General features: G+C 73.9%; 16 protein-coding genes. 12 read left to right on the forward strand and 4 right to left on the reverse strand.

All coding sequences use genetic code 11. The annotated features are described in order from the left end of the window. Positions 1–160 precede the first annotated feature (160 nt). From ACWGJB_RS10610 to ACWGJB_RS10650, 9 genes are read left to right on the forward strand one after another with little or no spacing between them, the layout of a single operon-like run. Entirely contained in the window at positions 161–1,270 is a 1,110-nt protein-coding gene (locus ACWGJB_RS10610) for a DUF3344 domain-containing protein (RefSeq protein WP_453379795.1), read from the forward strand. A 60-nt stretch (positions 1,271–1,330) separates the two neighbouring features. Further along, positions 1,331–2,482, forward strand: coding sequence for a glycosyltransferase family 4 protein (locus ACWGJB_RS10615; protein ID WP_453379796.1), 1,152 nt, complete (start codon positions 1,331–1,333; stop codon positions 2,480–2,482). Further along, the gene (locus ACWGJB_RS10620) at positions 2,479–3,900 is read left to right on the forward strand and encodes an exopolysaccharide biosynthesis polyprenyl glycosylphosphotransferase (RefSeq protein ID WP_453379797.1); all 1,422 of its coding nucleotides are present in this window, start codon (positions 2,479–2,481) and stop codon (positions 3,898–3,900) included. The genes ACWGJB_RS10615 and ACWGJB_RS10620 overlap by 4 nt, the downstream gene beginning before the upstream one ends. Before the next feature lie 2 nt (positions 3,901–3,902). Then, positions 3,903–5,258: an O-antigen ligase family protein gene (locus tag ACWGJB_RS10625; RefSeq protein ID WP_453379798.1), complete on the forward strand. Its 1,356-nt coding sequence runs from the start codon at positions 3,903–3,905 to the stop codon at positions 5,256–5,258. Continuing rightward, complete coding sequence (gene murJ / locus ACWGJB_RS10630; protein WP_453379799.1) at positions 5,255–6,943, forward strand: murein biosynthesis integral membrane protein MurJ; 1,689 nt, start codon at positions 5,255–5,257, stop codon at positions 6,941–6,943. The genes ACWGJB_RS10625 and murJ overlap by 4 nt, the downstream gene beginning before the upstream one ends. Then, entirely contained in the window at positions 6,927–7,682 is a 756-nt protein-coding gene (locus ACWGJB_RS10635) for a polysaccharide deacetylase family protein (protein WP_453379800.1), read from the forward strand. The genes murJ and ACWGJB_RS10635 overlap by 17 nt, the downstream gene beginning before the upstream one ends. Next, complete coding sequence (locus tag ACWGJB_RS10640) at positions 7,683–8,822, forward strand: glycosyltransferase (RefSeq protein WP_453379801.1); 1,140 nt, start codon at positions 7,683–7,685, stop codon at positions 8,820–8,822. Beyond that, the gene (locus ACWGJB_RS10645; protein WP_453379802.1) at positions 8,819–9,466 is read left to right on the forward strand and encodes a lipopolysaccharide biosynthesis protein; all 648 of its coding nucleotides are present in this window, start codon (positions 8,819–8,821) and stop codon (positions 9,464–9,466) included. Before ACWGJB_RS10640 ends, ACWGJB_RS10645 begins: the two co-directional genes overlap by 4 nt. Beyond that, positions 9,463–10,581 (forward strand): GNAT family N-acetyltransferase, encoded by a 1,119-nt coding sequence (locus ACWGJB_RS10650; protein ID WP_453379803.1) that lies wholly within the window; start codon positions 9,463–9,465, stop codon positions 10,579–10,581. Before ACWGJB_RS10645 ends, ACWGJB_RS10650 begins: the two co-directional genes overlap by 4 nt. On the opposite strand, the gene ACWGJB_RS10655 is transcribed toward ACWGJB_RS10650, so the two are convergent. Beyond that, positions 10,578–11,900, reverse strand: coding sequence for a glycoside hydrolase family 26 protein (locus ACWGJB_RS10655; protein WP_453379804.1), 1,323 nt, complete (start codon positions 11,898–11,900; stop codon positions 10,578–10,580). The genes ACWGJB_RS10650 and ACWGJB_RS10655 overlap by 4 nt on opposite strands. A gap of 174 nt (positions 11,901–12,074) precedes the next feature. Between ACWGJB_RS10655 and ACWGJB_RS10660 the strand changes: the two genes are divergently transcribed. Then, entirely contained in the window at positions 12,075–13,418 is a 1,344-nt protein-coding gene (locus tag ACWGJB_RS10660) for a carboxylate--amine ligase (RefSeq protein WP_453379805.1), read from the forward strand. Then, on the forward strand, positions 13,418–14,677 hold the full coding sequence (locus ACWGJB_RS10665; protein WP_453379806.1) for an FAD-dependent oxidoreductase: 1,260 nt from the start codon (positions 13,418–13,420) through the stop codon (positions 14,675–14,677). The genes ACWGJB_RS10660 and ACWGJB_RS10665 overlap by 1 nt, the downstream gene beginning before the upstream one ends. A gap of 113 nt (positions 14,678–14,790) precedes the next feature. Here the strand turns inward: ACWGJB_RS10665 and ACWGJB_RS10670 are convergent, their stop codons facing one another. The 3 genes from ACWGJB_RS10670 to ACWGJB_RS10680 form a co-directional block, all read right to left on the reverse strand. After that, on the reverse strand, positions 14,791–15,492 hold the full coding sequence (locus tag ACWGJB_RS10670) for a chaplin (RefSeq protein ID WP_453379807.1): 702 nt from the start codon (positions 15,490–15,492) through the stop codon (positions 14,791–14,793). A gap of 117 nt (positions 15,493–15,609) precedes the next feature. After that, positions 15,610–15,861: a chaplin gene (locus tag ACWGJB_RS10675; protein ID WP_453379808.1), complete on the reverse strand. Its 252-nt coding sequence runs from the start codon at positions 15,859–15,861 to the stop codon at positions 15,610–15,612. 219 nt (positions 15,862–16,080) lie between these two features. After that, positions 16,081–16,497 (reverse strand): rodlin, encoded by a 417-nt coding sequence (locus tag ACWGJB_RS10680; RefSeq protein WP_453379809.1) that lies wholly within the window; start codon positions 16,495–16,497, stop codon positions 16,081–16,083. Between the two features lie 268 nt (positions 16,498–16,765). On the opposite strand from ACWGJB_RS10680, the gene ACWGJB_RS10685 reads away from it, so the two are divergent. Then, entirely contained in the window at positions 16,766–17,179 is a 414-nt protein-coding gene (locus ACWGJB_RS10685; RefSeq protein WP_453379810.1) for a rodlin, read from the forward strand. Positions 17,180–17,322: the final 143 nt, after the last annotated feature.

Below are 17,322 nucleotides of genomic sequence, written 5' to 3' on the forward strand. Positions count from 1 at the left end.
TCTCCCGTGAGCCCTCCTTCACCAATCCGACACACTTGCCCGATTTCGGCTGATTAGTGTGGATAGAGGCTAGAGTTACGCACCTCCTGACTTACCCGTATTGGCATCACATCGCACTCTTCCCGCCTCCCCCTCCTTTCCCGAAAGGGCGAAGCCGGTCATGCGCAATCCCCTGGGCCCGCCGCTGCGCCGTGCGTCGGTGAGCGCGCTCGCCCTAGCCGCGATCTGGGCACCGGGCACCGCCCGGGCGACCGCTCCGGCCGCCTCGGCCGCCCCGCCCTCCCCCGAGGCCCCGCGCATCCCCTTCGCCGAGCGCTACCACGTGGTGCAGCGAGGCGGCATCGTCCGAGCGGCCAACGCGTCCGTCAGCTGCCGTACGACGGCCGACGACCCGTCCGAGCCGCCCTGCCCGGCCGCGCGCGCGGGCCAGGTGCCGGCGGTGAACGGGAACTTCGACATGTTCTACGTCGACGTCGACGACGACCCCCACACCTACAACTCCTCGTGCGCCGAGGTCCGGCTGCCGGAGGGCTCCCGGGTGACGTACGCGCGGCTGTACTGGGGCGGCAACCTGCTGGCCGGCGAGCAGAAGCCGGCCAGGGACAACGGGCGGGTGCTGATCGCCGAACCCGGCGGCCAGTACAAGGAACTGCTCGCCGACACGGTCGTGGGCCACCGGACGGGGAGCGGCGCGGACGCCTTCCAGGCCTCGGCGGAGATCACCGACCTGGTCCGGTCGAGCGGCTCCGGACTGTGGACGGTCGGCCAGATGAACATCGCCAGGGGCAGGTCCGAGCCCGGCGCCTGGGGCGGCTGGACGCTGGTGGTGGCATACCAGAACCCGGCGGAGCCGCTGCGCACGCTCGCCCTCTGGGACGGCTTCGACTCCCTCGACCGGGCGACGGAGGTACGGCTGAACGGGCTACGCATCCCGCGTGGCGCCGACGGCCGAGTGGGCCTGGTGGCCTACAACGGCGACCGGGGCGGCACCGGTGACTCGCTCACGTACTCCGTCGCCGGCCGTACCCCCACCCCGCTCGCCGACTCCGCCGACCCGGCCGACGACGTACTCAACTCCACGATCAACGGCCCTGGCCCGGTACGCGCCCGGCGTGAGCCCGCGTACGACAACACGCTCGGCTACGACTCGGATGTGTTCGATCTCGGTACCGGTCTCGCGCAGGGCGGTGACCAGCTGACCTTTCGGCTCGTTTCCCAGCGCGACGCGGCGTGGGCGGGCGCGCTCTTCGCCGCCGTGGACGTGCAGTAACGCGCGGCGCGTTACCGCCCGCAGTCCCGAGCGCCCCCCCGTCAGCGAGGAATACCGCGTATGCACCGATCAGCACCCGACCCTCGGCCACGGGTCCTGCACCTGGCGCAACCCGTCGAGGGCGGGGTGGCCCGGGTGGTCCTGGACCTGACGAAGGCCCAGCTCACGGCCGGTCTGCGGGTCACGGTGGCCTGCCCCGGCGGTGAACTGGCCGACGCCGCACGGGAACTGGGCGCCGAGGTGCACGGGTGGCGCGCCGCCCGCTCCCCGGGCGCCGGTCTCCGGGACGAGGTACGACGGCTCGGCCGGCTGCTCGACGAGGTGCGGCCGGAGCTGGTGCACGCGCACAGCGCCAAGGCGGGCCTGGCCGGCCGCCTGGCGGTGCGCGGCCGCGTCCCGACCCTGTACCAGCCGCACGCCTGGTCCTTCGAGGCGGTCGGCGGGGTCACCGCCGCGCTGGCGCTACGGTGGGAGCGATGGGGAGCGCGCTGGGCGCACCGGGTGGTGTGTGTCAGCGAGGCAGAACGCGCGACCGGCATGGGCGCCGGGATTCGCGCCCGCTACTCCGTCGTCCCCAACGGCATCGACACCGGTCACTTCACCCCGGGCGCCCCGGACACCCCGGGTCGGTCCGCGCCCGGGGCGCCCCTGGTCGTCTGCGTCGGCCGGCTGTGTCCGCAGAAGGGCCAGGACGTGCTGCTGCGGGCCTGGCCCGAGGTGCTGCGCCGGGTGCCGGGCGCCCGGCTGGCGCTGGTCGGCGACGGACCGGACCGCGAGGCGCTGCGCCGGCTCGCCCCCGACTCGGTCGAGTTCGCCGGCGCCGTCGCGGACGTCCGCCCCTGGTACCGGGCCGCCGACCTGGTGGTGCTGCCCTCGCGCTGGGAGGGCATGGCGCTGGCCCCGCTGGAGGCGATGGCCTGCGGCCGGCCGGTGCTCGTCACCGATGTCGACGGCGCCCGCGAGAGCCTGCCGCCCGGGTACGGCGCGCACTGTCTGGTGCCGCCGGGCCGGCCGGGCGCGCTGGCCGGTGCCGTCGCCGGGCTGCTGCTCGACCCGGAGCTGCGCGCGTCGCTCGGTGACCGGGGGCGCCGGCACGTCCAGTCCACGCACGATGTGCGGCGCACTGCGGAGGCGGTCGCGGAGCTGTACCGCGAACTCCTCGGCGGGCGCCCGCTCATGTCCTTTGAGTGCAGGGAGTCCATCCACTCGTGACCGCGGAAAGCACCGTCCCCTCCCCCGGCCCGCAGCCACGGGAACACGGACTCTCGCCCGTCTCGGTCCTGCCGGCCCGCACCGCCGGAGGCTTCCGGTTCCCGCCGCGCCGGCCGCCCGCGCGGCCCGCCTCCCCGGTGCCGCTGCTGGCCGCCGACCTGTGCGCCGCGCTGCTCGGCACGGCCGTCCTCGACGCGGCGGTACGCCGGCCCGTCCTGGTCGGGCTCCTGATGTCCGGGGCGATACTGCTGCGCCCGCAGCCCAGCGGGCGGGTGTCCGGGATCCTGGACGAACTCCCGGCGGTCTGCGGCCGGATCGCCGTCGTCTGGCTGGGCCTCGCCGCCGCACTCGCCGCCTGGGACCCGGACCGCGCGCTGCCCGCCCGCACCCTGCTGCTGGGCTGTGTCCTGCACGCGGCGGCGGCCTGCGCCGGCCGTGGTCTGGTGCACTGGCGCCGCCGGCTGGCCCTGCTGCGCCATCCGCGCGCCGCCCTGGTCATCGGCCCCGCCGCCACCGCCCAGCGGGTCGCCGCCGCCGTGCTGCGCCACCCGGGCTTCGGCGTACGGCCGGTCGGTGTCGTCGCCGAGCACCCCGAGGGCCCCGAAGGGCTGCCCGTGCTGACCACCGGCGAGGAGGTCGAGCGGGCCCTCATCCAGAACGGGGTCCGGGCCGTCCTCACCGTCCACCCCGACGTCCGCACCGAACAGGGCCCGCTGCTGCGGGCGCTGGCCGAGTCGGGCTGCGTGGTCTGGGAGGTCGACGCGGACTCACCGGCGTACGAGATGCGCGACCAGCTCGCCGGGTTCTCCTGCCGCCGGCTCGAGATGGGCTCGCGGCGGCGCGGCAGCGCCGGCAAGCGGATCCTCGACATCGTGGTCTCCGGGTCGGCGCTCGTCCTGGTCAGCCCGCTGCTGCTGGTGTGCGCGGCGGTACTGCGGCTCACCGACGGACCCGGCGTGGTCTTCCGGCAGGAGCGCATCGGCCGCGGCGGGCGCCCCTTCACGCTGCTCAAGCTGCGCACCCACCGCCCGGTCGACGCGCACGAGGCCGCGACCCGCTGGAGCGTGGCCGGCGAACGCGAGATGAGCCCGTTCTGCCGCTTCCTGCGCCAGACCTCCCTGGACGAGCTGCTCCAGCTGTGGAACGTGCTGTGGGGCGACATGAGCCTGGTCGGGCCGCGCCCCGAACGGCCGTACTTCGTCGGCCAGTTCAGTCAGGCCTACCCGGGCTACGCGGCCCGCCACCGGATGCGGACCGGCATCACCGGACTCGCCCAGATCCACGGATTGCGCGGCGACACCTCCATCGAGGACCGGGCCCGCTTCGACAACGCCTACATCGACAACTGGTCGCTGTGGCAGGACGTCTGCATCCTGCTGCGCACCGCGGCCGCGCTCGTGCGCTCGACGGGGAGCTGACGATGAGCTTCGCACTCTCCCCGGCCAGGCCCCTGCGGCTGCCGCCGGTCCTCGCCGCGACCGCCGTGCTCGCCGTCCTCGCGCTGCCGCTCACCCCGGCCGGCGACGACAGCGGAGCGGGACCGGCGGACGCGGTGTCCGCGCTGGTGGTGCTGTACGCCGTGGTGCGGACGGTACGGGAGCGGCGGCGGCCGCTGTCGGCGACGGCCGCGGTGGTTCTGGGCATGCCGGTGGTGGGGCTGGCCGTCGCGGCGGCCGGCGCGTCCTCGCCGGGGGCCGGGCTGACCGGCCTCGGCCGCTATCTCCAGGTGTTCGTCCTGGTCCCCGCCGCCGTGCTGCTGCTGATCCGGGACCGTGCCGACTTCCGGCTGCTGGCCTGGTCGTTCGTGGGGCTCGCGGGGTGGCAGGGCGCGGTCGGGGTGCACCAGTACCTAACCGGGACCGGGGCGTCGTACCAGGGCGAGGAGATCCGCGCGGTCGGCACGTTCGGGCCGCAGGACGTGATGGGCATGGCGACCGTGGTGTCGTTCGGCCTGGTCTGCGCGCTGGGGCTGGCGCTGGGGCGCTCGCCGGTACCGCAGCGGGTGGTGGCGGGCGTGTGCGCGCTCGGCCTGCTGCTGCCGCTGGCCGTGTCCTTCAGCCGCGGGGCCTGGATCGCGACGGTGCTGACCTGCGGTGTGCAGCTGGTGCTGGCCGGGCTGCGGCGGGCGCTGAAGGTGGCGGCGGTCGCGGTCGCCGCCGGTGTGGTGCTGGTGGGGGGCTTCGGGGTCGGTACGGCGATGCTCCAGGAGCGGCTCAGCAGCATCGGGCAGGTGACCGACGCGCCGGACCAGTCGGTGGTCGACCGCTACACGCTGTGGGCGGCGGCGACGGACATGTGGCGCGAACATCCCGTGACCGGCGTCGGGTTGAAGAACTTCCCGGCCTACCGGGACGGCCATGCCTCGCTGGCGCTGTCCTCCGGGAGCGACACGGAGGGAGCGGGGGCCGCGTTCCGGAAGCAGCCGCTGCTGTCGCCGCACAACATGTACCTGCTGGTGCTCAGCGAGCAGGGACTGCTCGGGGTGCTGGCGCTGGCGGGCTGCTGGCTGGCGCTGCTGGTGTGCGGGCTGCGCGGGTTGTGGCGGGTCCGCGGCGGTGACGGCCTGGACTGCGCGCTGGTGGGGTGCGGGCTGCTGGTCTGGCAGCTCGTGGACTTCGCGTACGCGGACATCGGGGGGCCGTCGACCGTGCTGACGGCGGTGGTGTTCGGCGCGGTGGCCTGGTGGGCGTTGGTGGGGGCGGACTTGATGGGGGCCGAGCCGGCCGGGGCTGAGCCGGTGGGGGCTGAGCTGGTGGGGGCGGGGCGTTCGCTATGACGGTCACGCCTTCCAGGACTTCGGGCGTGCCCGGGTCGCGTGTCGACAGCGAGTCGGTGGCGGCCGAGCGCGCCCACGCGGCGGAGCCGCAGACGTCACAGCCCCGCGCCCCTGACGGGGCGCCTTCCTCCCGTCGTGTTCTCGCCAGAGCCGCTCTCGTCACCGCCGCCTTCTCCGTCGTCGGCTCGCTCCTCGGGCTCATCCGGGACCAGTCGCTCGCCCGGCTCTTCGGAGCCGGGCGGGACACCGACGCCTTTCTCGTCGCCTGGACCGTTCCCGAGTTCGCGGCGACCCTGCTCATCGAGGACGGGCTGGCCTTCGCGCTGATCCCCGCCTTCAGCCTGGCCCTCGCCCGGCGGGCGCAGGGGGCTCCCGGCGACCCCGTCCGGGCGCTGGTCGCCGGGACCCTGCCGAGGCTGGCCCTCGCCTTCGCGGCCGTCGGCGCTCTTCTCATCGGGGGCGCCCCGCAGCTGGTCGAGGTGCTCGCGCCCGGTCTGCGCGACCCCGGGCTCGCCGTGGACTGCACCCGGCTGACCGCCACCTGTGTGCTGACCTTCGGGCTGGCCGGGTACTGCAGCGCCGCCCTCCGCGCCCACCGGCGGTTCCTCGCCCCGGCCGCGATCTACGTCGCCTACAACGCCGGCATCATCACGGCGATGTTCGCGCTCGGCGGCCACTGGGGCGTGCGGTCGGCCGCGTTCGGGGTCGCGGCCGGGGGCCTGCTGATGGTCGCCGTACAGCTTCCCTCGCTGATCGGGCAGTTGCGGCGCCGGGTCAAGCCCGCCGTCGGTGACCCGGTCGCCGAGGCGGAGCCGCTGAACGTCGTCCTGATGGCCACCGTGCTGCTGTTCGCGCTGTGCCGGCAGTCGCAGGTGCTCATCGAGCGGTTCCTCGCCTCGCATCTGCACTCCGGGGCGATCTCGCACCTCAACTACGCGCAGAAGGTCGCGCAGATCCCGATGACGATGTCGATGATGCTGTGCACGGTCACCTTCCCGGTGGTGGCCCGGGCGCTGGCCGAGGGCGACACCGAGCGGGCCCGGCGCCGGGTGGAGCGGGACCTGTCGGTGGCCGCGAGCGTCGTCCTGCTCGGCACCGCCGTGGTCGTGGCGTGTGCGCCGCAGCTCATCCACCTCCTGTTCCAGCGCGGGGCGTTCACCGCGGCGGACACCGCCGCCACCGCCGCGGTGATGCGCGTCTACGCACTCGGGCTGCTCGGGCAGACCATGGTCGGGGTGCTGGTCCGCTCCTACTTCTCGGCGGGCCGCGCCACCTGGTACCCGGTCGGCGCCATGGCCGCCGGGATCGTCGTGACCTCCTGGATCGGCGCCATGGCGGTGGGCCGGTACGGCGTCACCGGCATCGCCGCCGCCAACGCCACCGGCATCACCGTCACCGCCGTACTCCTGCTCTCCGGCATGGGCCCGCGCAGCGTCCCGATCCGTACCCGGCGGGTGCTGGCCGAGCTGAGCCGGCCGGTGCGGGCCGCCGTGATCGCCACGGTCGTCGGCACCTTCGTCGCCGCACGGCCGGCGGACCCGCTCACCGGCCTGGCGGCCGGCACCACGGCCGTGACCGCGATCTTCGTCCTGCTCGGCTGGGCGCTGGACGCCCAGGGCTTCGCACCCGCACTCCGTTCCGTAGGCACCGTCACCCGAAGGCTCGCGCATGCCGTCTTCCATTGAGTCCGCCGAGAAGGTCAGACACCTGGCAGGCCCGGTCCCCTGGCTCGCCATGTACCACTCCGTGGGCGACTGCTCGGACGATCCGTACCGGGTCACCGTCAGCCCTGACCGGCTGGCCGCACAGCTGGGCTGGCTGCGCCGCCGGGGGCTGCGCGGGGTGTCGGTCGCCGAACTGCTGGCCGCCCGGGCCCGGGGCGAGGGGCGGCGGCTGGTCGGGCTCACCTTCGACGACGGCTACGCCGACTTCCTCGACCACGCCCTGCCGCTGCTCGACCGCTGGGGCTGCGGCGCCACCCTGTTCGTGCTGTCCGGGCGGCTGGGCAGCGACAACCGCTGGGACTCGCTCGGCCCGCGCAAGCCGCTGCTCACCGCCGACGGGGTCCGGCGGGCGGCCGCGGCCGGCGTGGAGATCGGCTCGCACGGGCTCACCCATGTCGACCTGACGAAGGCCGACGCGGACACGCTCAGGGCCGAGACCGCCGACAGCCGGGTCCTCCTGGAGGAGCTGATCCAGGCCCCCGTGGACGGCTTCTGCTACCCCTACGGGACCGTCGACCAGCGGGTCGTCGGCGCCGTACGGGACGCCGGATACGGCTACGCCTGCGCCATCGACCCCGGCGACCTGACCGGCGTCCACACCCTGCCCCGGGTGCACATCGGCCAGAACGACCACGCCCTGCGCCTCTTCCTGAAGTACCGGCTGCACCGGCTGCGCCGCCGTCCCGTCAAGGGGCTGTGAATGAAGGCTCTCCATGTCATCACGGGGCTGGGGGTCGGCGGGGCCGAGCAGCAGCTCCGGCTGCTGCTGCGCCATCTGCCCGTCTCCTGCGACGTCGTCACGCTCACCAACCCCGGGCCGGTCGCACACGCTCTGACCGCCGACGGGGTACGGGTGGTCCATCTCGGGATGGCCGGGAACCGGGACCTGGCCGCACTGCCCCGCCTGGTCCGGCTCATCCGCCGGGGCCGCTACGACCTCGTCCACACCCACCTCTACCGGGCCTGTCTCTACGGCCGGATCGCGGCGCGCCTCGCGGGCGTGCGGGCCGTCGTCGCCACCGAGCACTCGCTCGGCGACACCCAGCTGGAGGGGCGCCGGCTGAACGCCGGGGTACGGGCGTTGTATCTCACGGGCGAACGGCTCGGCCGGTCCACGGTCGCCGTCTCCCCCACCGTCGCCGAGCGGCTGCGCCGGTGGGGGGTCCCGGGGCCGCGGATCGAGGTCGTACCGAACGGCATCGACCTGGAGCGGTTCCGCTTCGACCCGGACCGGCGGCAGCGCACCCGGGCCCGGCTCGGGATCCCGCAGGACGCCTTCGTGGTGGGCGGCATCGGGCGGCTGGCGCCCGGCAAACGGTTCGACGTACTGATCGGTGCGCTGACCCGACTCCCCCAGGACTGCAGGCTGTTGCTGGTCGGCGGGGGCGCGGAGGAGGGGGCGCTGCGCCGTGCCGCCGAGGAGGCCGGGGTCGCCGGCCGGGTCCTGTTCGCCGGTGAGCGGCCGTATGTCTCCGACAGCCCGGCCGACCCCGACCTCCCCGCCCTCACCTCCGCCATGGACGTACTGGCCTCGCCCTGCACCGAGGAGGCCTTCGGGCTCGCGGTGATCGAGGCGCTGGCCGCCGGGCTGCCCGTCCGCTACAGCTCCTGCCCGGCCGTCGAGGACCTGCCGCCCGCCGCCGCCCCCGGCGCCCGCCGTGTCTGGGGCGGCGCCGACGCCTACGCCGAGGCGCTGGCCGCCGCCCGCGCCGCCGGGCCCGGCCCGCGCACCGCGCCGGAGGCCGCCCGTCACTACTGCATCACCCGCAGCGCCGCCCAGCTCATGGACGTCTACGCGGCCGCACTCGCCAACACCCCTCAGGGAGCCAGTACGCCATGACCGAGACCACCACCAGGGCAGCCCGCCCGTTCGCCCGTGCCCGCACGGTCCCACCCTGGTCGCTGCTGGCGGCCGGGGTCGCCACCGGCGCTCTGCTGGGCTGCGTCTACGGCGTGCTCACGCCGCCCAGCTACACCGCGACCAGCTACGTCATCGCCGTCCCCACCGACCGGTCCGACACCGCCACCGCGCAGGGCTTCGCGCAGGCCTACGGCCGGGTCGCGACCCAGCTCGCGGTGCTCGGGGACGCCCAGGTGTGGGCCGGGGTGCCGGTCAACACGCTGCGGGACAGCGTGCAGACGGAGACCTCGCCGGACGCGCCGATGGTCGCCGTCTCGGCCACCTCTCCGCACCCCCTGCAGGCCGCCGACATGGCGAACGCGGTGGCCCGCTCGCTCGCCCAGCACGCCAACGACACCAAGGGCGACACGCACGTCGAGCTCCTCCAGTTCTCCCGGGCGCTGAAGCCGACCGCGCCCACCTCGGCGTCCTCGAAGGTGACCGGTCTGGTGGGTGCGAGCGCGGGCGGCCTGCTGGCCGGTCTCGTGGTGCTGGTGCGGCCCCGGCGCCGCGAGGAGGAGAGCGCCCTGCAGGCCTCCGTGCCGGGACCCGCCGTCGCCGCCGACGTGCACGGACAGCTGTGACGGCGACGGCCCACCCGACGCTCGCAGCGCACACCACCGAACTCGTCACCGACGAAAGCGCCTTCGCCGAGCTGGCCCCCGCCTGGGGGCGCCTGTACCGGCGGTGCGGCACGGCCACCCCGTTCCAGAGCCACGCCTGGCTGCACTCCTGGTGGCGCTCGTACGGGGTGTCCGGGCGGCTCCGCCTGGTCCTGGTGCGCCACGGCGGTGAACTGGTCGGCGCGGCCCCGCTGATGCTGGTGCACCGGCCGCTGCCCACGCTGGTGCCGCTGGGCGGGGCGATCTCGGACTACACGGACGTGCTGCTCACCGACGGCGACGACGGCCGGGCGGCGGCCGCCCTCACCCAGGAGCTCGCCCGGGCGGCCCGGACGGCGCTGATCGACTTCCGTGAGGTGCGTCCGGGCGGTGCGGTGGAGCGGGTCTACGACCGCTGGCACGGGCCGTGCCGGAAGGTGCCCGACTCGCTGTGCCTGGAGCTGCCCGCCGTGACCATGGACGAGCTGGTGACCCGGCTGTCCTCGAAACAGGCCCAGCGGGTGCGCGCCAAGCTGCGCAAGCTGGGCTCGCTCGGGGTGCGCCGGGACGTCGTGGCACCGGAGGGCGTCGACACCGCGCTCGGCCGGCTCCTCGATCTGCACCGGCTCCAGTGGCAGGGGCGGAAGGTGACGACGGAACACCTCCAGTCGCGGTTCCGGGAGCATCTGGTGCGCTCGGTGGGGCCGATGGTGCGCTCCGGGGACGCGGTGGTCACCGAGTTCCGGCTCGACGACGAGGTGGTCGCCGTCGATCTGACCCTGCTGTCGCCGAGCCTGGCCGGCGGCTATCTGTACGGGGCGCATCCGCAGCTGCGGGAGCGCAAGGCGGACGTGGCGGTGATGCTGCTCGACGCCTGCGCCCAGCACACCGGGGCCGGCGAGCGGGGTGCGCTGAGCCTGCTGCGCGGGAACGAGCCGTACAAGCACCACTGGCGGCCCCAGCCGGTCGTCAACCAGCGGCTGCTGCTGGCCCGGCGTCGCACCGCGCCGCTGCTGACGGCGGCGTTGTGCGACGCCGCCGCCCGGCAGCAGGTCAAGGAGGTGCGGCACCGGTGGAAGGAACGACGGCAGGACTAGCTCCGCGTGCGCGACCACCAGTCGAGGCGGACGCAGAGTTTCCCGCCGAGCCAGTACTCGATCCAGTCGCCCAGGTCCATCGGCGCGCAGCCGGCCGGGGGCGTGGTGCCGGGAGTGGGAGTGGGGGTCGGTTTCGGGGTCGAGACGTCCGCGGTGGGAGCCGGCGTCGGGGTCGCGGTGTCGGTCCGGCCGGAGAGGGCCGAGCGGTAGACCCGCGCCGAGCGCGGGTTGTCCGAACACTGCCAGACACCGTGCGGGCAGTAGTCGGTCAGCGTGTTGTACAGCGGCTTGTACTCGTCCATCCAGGCGAGCATCCGCCGCACGTATTCGGAGTTGTCACCGTTGCGGAACAGGCCCCATTCCGGATAGGAAACGGGTTTCCCGTGAGCCTTCGCGAAATCGACGTGATCCTGAAGTCCGTAAGGCTCCCGCACCTGTTCGTCGAAGGAAAGACCGGTGGGCTGGTCGTAGGAATCCATGCCGATGATGTCGACCGTGTCGTCCCCGGGGTAGCACTGCGTCCACGGGACGGCGTCGCGGCCCCGGCTCGGCGTGAAGTCGAACCGGAATTTCTGGCCCGGCACCGCACGCATGGTGGTGACGATCCTTTTCCAGTACTTCTTCCAGGCCTCCGGGTCCGGCCCGCAACGATGGGTGTAGGTGGTGCCGTTCATCTCCCAGCCGAGCACGATGACCGTGTCCGGCGCCTCCAGCTCCACGAGCCGCTCGGCCAGCGCCCGGAAGTGCTGATCGAACCGCCCGGCGGCGCCCTCCGCCAGCAGCGACCGGACCTCGGCGTCCCCGACATGGTCCTCGTTGCGCTCCTGCATGGGCACGTTGAGGACGAGCATCCGGTCGTCCTTCTCCCGCCGCCAGTGCGCCCAGACGTCCAGGAAACCGGGTGCGCCCTCGATGTCGGCCCAGCGGTCGCCGGGCAGATACGTGTGCGCGACCTTCAGCTCGGTGCCGCCGAGCCAGCCGCTCAGCAGGGCCATGCGGGCCACGCCCAGCGGCCCGGAGTCCAGGAAGGCCCCGAAGGCCGGCGGCGCCGCCCTGGCGGGCGCGGGCGTGACCGGCGCCGGGCTCACCGGTACCGGTGCCGGACTCGCCACAGCCGGCAGGGGTGCCGCCGACGCCGGGACGGACGTCGTGGGTGTCGGAGCCGGTGTCGGGTCCGTGACCAGCGCCACCTCCGCACCCGCGGCGAATCCCGGACCGGTGGCCAGGGTCGCCGAGGCGACGACGACCGCCGCCACCGCCCCGACCACAGCCCGCCGGTGCGACCGGGACCTCGGCTGCTTTCCCTGCCGTGGAGCCATGCCTGCTCCTTTCTCCACCAGTTCTCGTCCGTTCTTCTCGTCCGTTCGCACGTTCACTGAGGAAGTACCAGTTACTGACACTCAGTCATATCAATATGAATTCCGCCAGTGCGGCTGCGGCTTTCGGGTGGGCCGCACGCCCGCACGGGTGAACCGACGCAAAGGAAAAGGTCCGTGTCGCTGCTAGACATCCGGGTTCCCGCGGTTCTGCTGCGGATCGACCGGAACCCCTTTCACCACGGCACCCTCGGGGCTGTGCGCTCGCTCGGCAGAGCCGGCGTGGACGTCCATCTGGTCGCCGACTCCACCGGCAGTCCGGTCGGCAGGTCCCGTTTCGTACGGCAGCTGCATCCGCCGCCGGCGCCGGGTGCGTCCGCCGCGGAGATCCTGGCCGTGCTGCGCCGGGTGGCGGCGCGGATCGCCCGTCCGGCGGTGCTGATCCCGATGGACGACGCGAGCGCGATCGCGGTCGGCCGGCTCCGCGAGGACCTCGCACCCTCCTACCTGCTGCCGCAGCAGCCCGCCCGGCTTCCCGAGCGGGTCGCCGACAAGGCCGAGCTGGCGGAGGTGTGCGCTACGGCCGGGATCCCGCACCCGCGGACCCTCGTCCCGGACAGCGCCGAGCAGGCCGCCTCCGCCGCCTGGCGGCTCGGGCTTCCGGTGGTCGCCAAGTGGAGCCGGCCCTGGCTGGTCCCGGCCGGGTCCGGGCTGCGCAGCACGGTCGTGGTGCGCTCGGCGCGGGAGGCGCGGGAGCTGTTCCTGCGGGCCGAGGAGGCGGGCAGCAGGCTGCTGCTGCAGGAGTTCCTGCCACCGGGCCCGGACCGCGACTGGTTCTTCCACGGTTACGCCGACCGCACCGGGGCGGTACGCGCGGGCGGCCCCGGCCGCAAGCAGCGGTCCTGGCCGCGCGGGGCGGGCCTGACGGCGGTCGGCCTGTGGACGCCCAACCCGCAGGTCCAGGGACTGGCCGAGCGGCTCACCGGCGAACTGGGCTTCCGGGGCATCTTCGATCTGGACTTCCGGCGCTGCGGCAGCACCGGCCGCTACCACCTCCTCGACTTCAATCCCCGTCCGGGCGCGCAGTTCCGGCTCTTCGCCGACGGCGCGGGCCTGGACGTCGTACGCGCCCTGCACCTGGACCTGACCCACCGTCCGCTGATCGCCGGGGCACCGCTGGCCGGGCGGGCGTTCGTGGTGGAGAACTACGCGCCGCTGAGCGCGCTGCGGCCGGCCCCGCGCGGGCGCGAGCTGGCCTGGAGCGCGCCGGACGACCGGGGGCCGGGCCTGGCGATGTGGGCGCTGTGGTGCCGGCACGTGGCGGGCCGGCTCGTCGGGCGGCTGCGCCCCGGCACGGCCCCGGTCCCGCGGTCGGCCTCCGTCGTGGTCCGCCAGGCCGGTGAGCCGGCCGGGGAACGCCGCCCGGCCGTCCTGGACGAGGAGCTCTCCGGAGTGTCAGGTGTCGCCGGCCTCTCCGGTCAGCCCGACCGGTCCGACGACGAGAAAGCGAGCAGCTTCTGATGTACGACCTGTTGGTGGTGGGCGCGGGCCCGTACGGCCTGTCCATCGCGTCCCACGCCGCGGCAGCGGGGCTGAACGTCCGTGTCTTCGGCCGCCCGATGGCGTCCTGGCGCGACCACATGCCCCGCGGGATGTTCCTCAAGTCCGAACCGTGGGCCTCCAACCTGTCGGACCCCGAGGCGCGTTGGCGGCTGGACGTGTACTGCGCGGGCCGGGGGGTGGAGGCCCGGCGCGGGCGGCCGATCCCGCTGGACATGTTCACCGAGTACGGGCTGTGGTTCGCCCGCAACGCCGCCCCGCCCGTCGACGAACGCACCGTCACCCGGATCACGCCCCGTACCGGCGGCTTCGACGCGACGACGGAGGACGGCGAGACCCTGCACGGCCGGACCGTCGCCCTCGCCGTCGGCGTGCTGCCGTTCGTCGAGATCCCGTCCGCGCTGCACGGCCTCTCCCCCGACCTGGTCTCGCACAGCAGCCACCACGCCGACCTGGACCGTTTCCGGGGCCGGGACGTCACGGTGATCGGCGGCGGCCAGGCGGCCCTGGAGACCGCCGCGCTCCTCGCCGAACAGGGCAGCAGGGTACGGGTGCTGGTGCGCGCGGAGCAGCTGTACTGGAACCAGGTGCCGCCGCCCTGGCAGCGCCCCTGGTGGAAGTCGGCGCGCGCCCCGCACAGCGGTCTCGGCCCCGGCTGGCTCAACTGGTTCTACTCCGAGCGCCCCGGCCTGTACCGGCGGCTGGCGGAGCCGACCCGGGCGCGGATCGCGGCCACGGCACTCGGCCCGGCCGGCGCCTGGTGGGTGCGGGAGCGGGTGGAGTCCGGGGTGGAGGTGCTGCTCGGCCGCGAGGTGACGGCGGCCCGGGCCACCGCGGGCGGGGTGCGCCTGGACACGGCCGTGCGCGGCGGCGGGGGGGTGGGCATCCTGGAGACCGAACACGTCATCGCGGCCACGGGATTCAGGGCGACCCGGGAGCGGCTCGGGCGCCTGGCCGGCGACCTGCGTACGACGCTGGTGACCGGGGCCGACGGGGCGCCGGAGGTCGGCCGGGGCTTCGAGTCGTCGTACCCCGGGCTGTTCCTGGCCGGTCTGATCACGACCGCGGGCTTCGGCCCGGCGATGCGTTTCGTGCACGGCGCCACGTTCACCGCGGACACGCTGGTGCGCGGGGTACGGCGGCGGCTGCGCTCGGGACCGGCCGGCTGGGGTGTCGATGCGGACCGCCGCGAGCCTGCACCGGACGTGGTGCGGAGCTGACGCGTCTGTCACGGCCGCGACCGTGAGGAGTGCGCTCACGTCACTTCTCCGCGACGACCGGCTTGATCATACGCGGGTGCCGGACCCTGGAGGGGCGTCCGGCACCCGGCGGGTCAGGACCGGCGAGACGCGGCTCGGCCTCGTCGGTACAGCATCGTCCCGCCCGCGATCAGTGCGGCGCTGGCGGCCGAGGCCGCGAGCATGGCCTCACGGTCACTGCCGGTGTGCGGCAGGGTGGGCGGCGATCCCTGGTGGTGTCCGCCGCCGGGCGGAGGTGTCGGACTCGGCGTCGAAGGCGTCGGGCTCGGCGACGGGGGTTTCCGGCTCGGTGGCGGAGGCGTCGGGCTCGGCGACGGGGGCGTCGGGCTCGGGGACGGAGGTGTCGGGCTCGGGGACGGAGTCTCGCTGCAGGGGGGCGAGGTCTCTCCGCCGTAGGGGGGCGGGGTGGTGCCGGTCGAGCCCTCGGCGCCGTAGCCCGAGTCGCAAACCGTACTGCCGTAGCCCGAGTCGTCGTCGCCCGAGTCGCCGTAGGACGTCCCGTACGCACGGTCGTCGGTGTGCTCGTCGGAATCCGAGGCGTTCGCACAGGAGTTGCCGAAGGCCGGATTCAACACGGCGGCCACGTCGATCGAGTTGCCGCACACGCCGACCGGCACGTTCACCGGTGCCTGCACGTTGTTCCCGGACACGACACCCGGTGAACCGCCCGCGGTCCCGGTCGCGTCCGTGTCGGCGAACGCGGGACCGGCGTACAGGGACAGCACGCTGGTCGCGGCGGCGGCCACGACCATTCCCCTGCTGAGGGTCTGTCGCAATCTCGTTGTCTTCCTGTTCAGAAGTGGAAAAGCCGGCCCCGGAACGCGGATGCGAAAGATCGACGGTCCGAGGCCGGCGTGACACAGCCGGACGGCTGGTGCGCTGCGCTGACGTCGTCAGTCGTCGGCGCAGGCGCCGCCGAACGCGGGGTTCAGCAGCGCGATGACGTCAACGGTGTCGCCGCAGGCGTTGACCGGAACGTGGACCGGAACCTGGATCGCGTTGCCGGAGACGGCGCCCGGGGAGCTGAGGGCAGCACCCTCGGCACCCGCGTCCGCGAAGGCCGGAACGGCAGCGCCCAAGGCCAGGAGTACGCCGGCGGCGACAGCAGCGGTCTTCTTCATGAATTTTCCCTTCTCTGCGGTCATGCCCGTATGACGGCCGAAACCGAGCGAGCACAGCATGAATGGCTCGCATCATGACCGGCAGACTGTAGAACGAGTAATAGGCGGTCGAAGAAACTACGGAAAGCGCGCCGTCTGGTAATTCACTCGAACGCCTAGCAGGAAATGGCCGAACGCAGCGAAATCCGCCCGGGTGGCGTGTGAACACACGCCACCCGGGCGGATTTTACGAGGCCGGGGTCACTACTGGTTGGCGACGCCGTTGGCGGAGAGGGCCGAGATGTCGTCCAGGACGTGCGACACCGGCTCGTCGCCCTTGGCCTGGGTGGAGTTCTCGGCGCACTGCTGGTTCTGCGGCGCGGAGAGGACCGGCACGTCCTGGGCCACGCCGACGGCGGCGATGAGGCCGAGGATCCCCTGGAGGTTCGCCTTCGCGGGCAGACCGACACAGAGCTTGTTGAGCGAGCCCTGCACCAGGGTGGCCTGCGGGCTCATCTTGCCCTTGGTCACCTGGTTGCCGAACTTCTCCTGGGCGCCGTTGCCGCTGGCGGAGGTGGTGCCGTGGTCGTTGCCGGTGGCAAGCGCCTGGGGGGCTGCCGCCGCCGACACACCTACGACGGACGCGGCGACCGCCGCCGCGGCCATTGCCTTCTTCAGCATTTCGCTTTCCTTTCCTGGCTCCGTGCGCAAGACGCACGTTCCTGCCCCCGCATCAACCGACCGCGCCCGGAATGGTTGCGGCGGGGATGCGGCACGTCACCCGATCGGACCGGTCACCGCCCGGAATTCCGGTACGGCCGCGCGCCCGCGGCGACGGCAGGGGATTACCGGGCCGTGCGCCATCGGAGTGAAACGGAGCAACCAAACGCGTCGCGGGGAGTTGACCAGTGGGCTCCGGTGGACGGGGTTTTTCCAGAAGGGAATCACAGTGATCAAGAAGGTTCTGGCCGTCGCCGCTGTCGCCGCCTCCGTGGCCGGTGCCACCGCTGTCGCCGCCTCGCCGGCCCTGGCCACCGGCAACGACCACGGCACCACCTCCGCCAGCGGCAACGGCGCCTCGCAGGTGTTCGGCAACTCCGCCACGTACGGCAAGATGAGCCCGCAGCTGGCGCTCATCCAGGGCTCCTTCAACAAGCCCTGCATCGGCCTCCCGGCGAAGCTGAACCTCCAGGGCCTGGCCGGTCTCGGCGCCGTCGGCGTCCTGCAGGACGTGCCGGTCCTGTCCGCGCCGCAGAACCAGCAGTGCGTCGAGAACTCCACCCAGGCCAAGGGCGACGAGCCGCTGTCGCACATCCTGGACGACATCTCGGCCCTGTCCGCCAACGGCACCGGCAACCAGTAGTCCGCACGCCTTCCGGACCCCTGTCCGGGTGCTCTCGGCCGGGGGGGGGGGGGCGCCCCGCCGGGGGCCGCCGCCCGGCCGGGGCGGCGGGGGGCCCCCCCCCCCCCGGGGGGGGGGGGGCGCGAGAGAGAGAGGGGACGCAG

The sequence above is a fragment of the Streptomyces sp. NPDC054813 genome, from assembly GCF_053611365.1.

Excerpts from the sequence above, each read along its gene's own strand:
- ACWGJB_RS10610 (WP_453379795.1), top strand. The coding sequence starts at position 161 with ATGCGCAATCCCCTGGGCCCGCCGCTGCGCCGTGCGTCGGTGAGCGCG.
- ACWGJB_RS10640 (WP_453379801.1), top strand. The coding sequence starts at position 7,683 with ATGAAGGCTCTCCATGTCATCACGGGGCTGGGGGTCGGCGGGGCCGAG.
- ACWGJB_RS10615 (WP_453379796.1), top strand. The coding sequence starts at position 1,331 with ATGCACCGATCAGCACCCGACCCTCGGCCACGGGTCCTGCACCTGGCG.
- ACWGJB_RS10665 (WP_453379806.1), top strand. The coding sequence starts at position 13,418 with ATGTACGACCTGTTGGTGGTGGGCGCGGGCCCGTACGGCCTGTCCATC.
- ACWGJB_RS10655 (WP_453379804.1), bottom strand. The coding sequence starts at position 11,900 with ATGGCTCCACGGCAGGGAAAGCAGCCGAGGTCCCGGTCGCACCGGCGG.
- ACWGJB_RS10625 (WP_453379798.1), top strand. The coding sequence starts at position 3,903 with ATGAGCTTCGCACTCTCCCCGGCCAGGCCCCTGCGGCTGCCGCCGGTC.
- ACWGJB_RS10645 (WP_453379802.1), top strand. The coding sequence starts at position 8,819 with ATGACCGAGACCACCACCAGGGCAGCCCGCCCGTTCGCCCGTGCCCGC.
- ACWGJB_RS10675 (WP_453379808.1), bottom strand. The coding sequence starts at position 15,861 with ATGACCGCAGAGAAGGGAAAATTCATGAAGAAGACCGCTGCTGTCGCC.
- murJ (WP_453379799.1), top strand. The coding sequence starts at position 5,255 with ATGACGGTCACGCCTTCCAGGACTTCGGGCGTGCCCGGGTCGCGTGTC.
- ACWGJB_RS10635 (WP_453379800.1), top strand. The coding sequence starts at position 6,927 with ATGCCGTCTTCCATTGAGTCCGCCGAGAAGGTCAGACACCTGGCAGGC.
- ACWGJB_RS10680 (WP_453379809.1), bottom strand. The coding sequence starts at position 16,497 with ATGCTGAAGAAGGCAATGGCCGCGGCGGCGGTCGCCGCGTCCGTCGTA.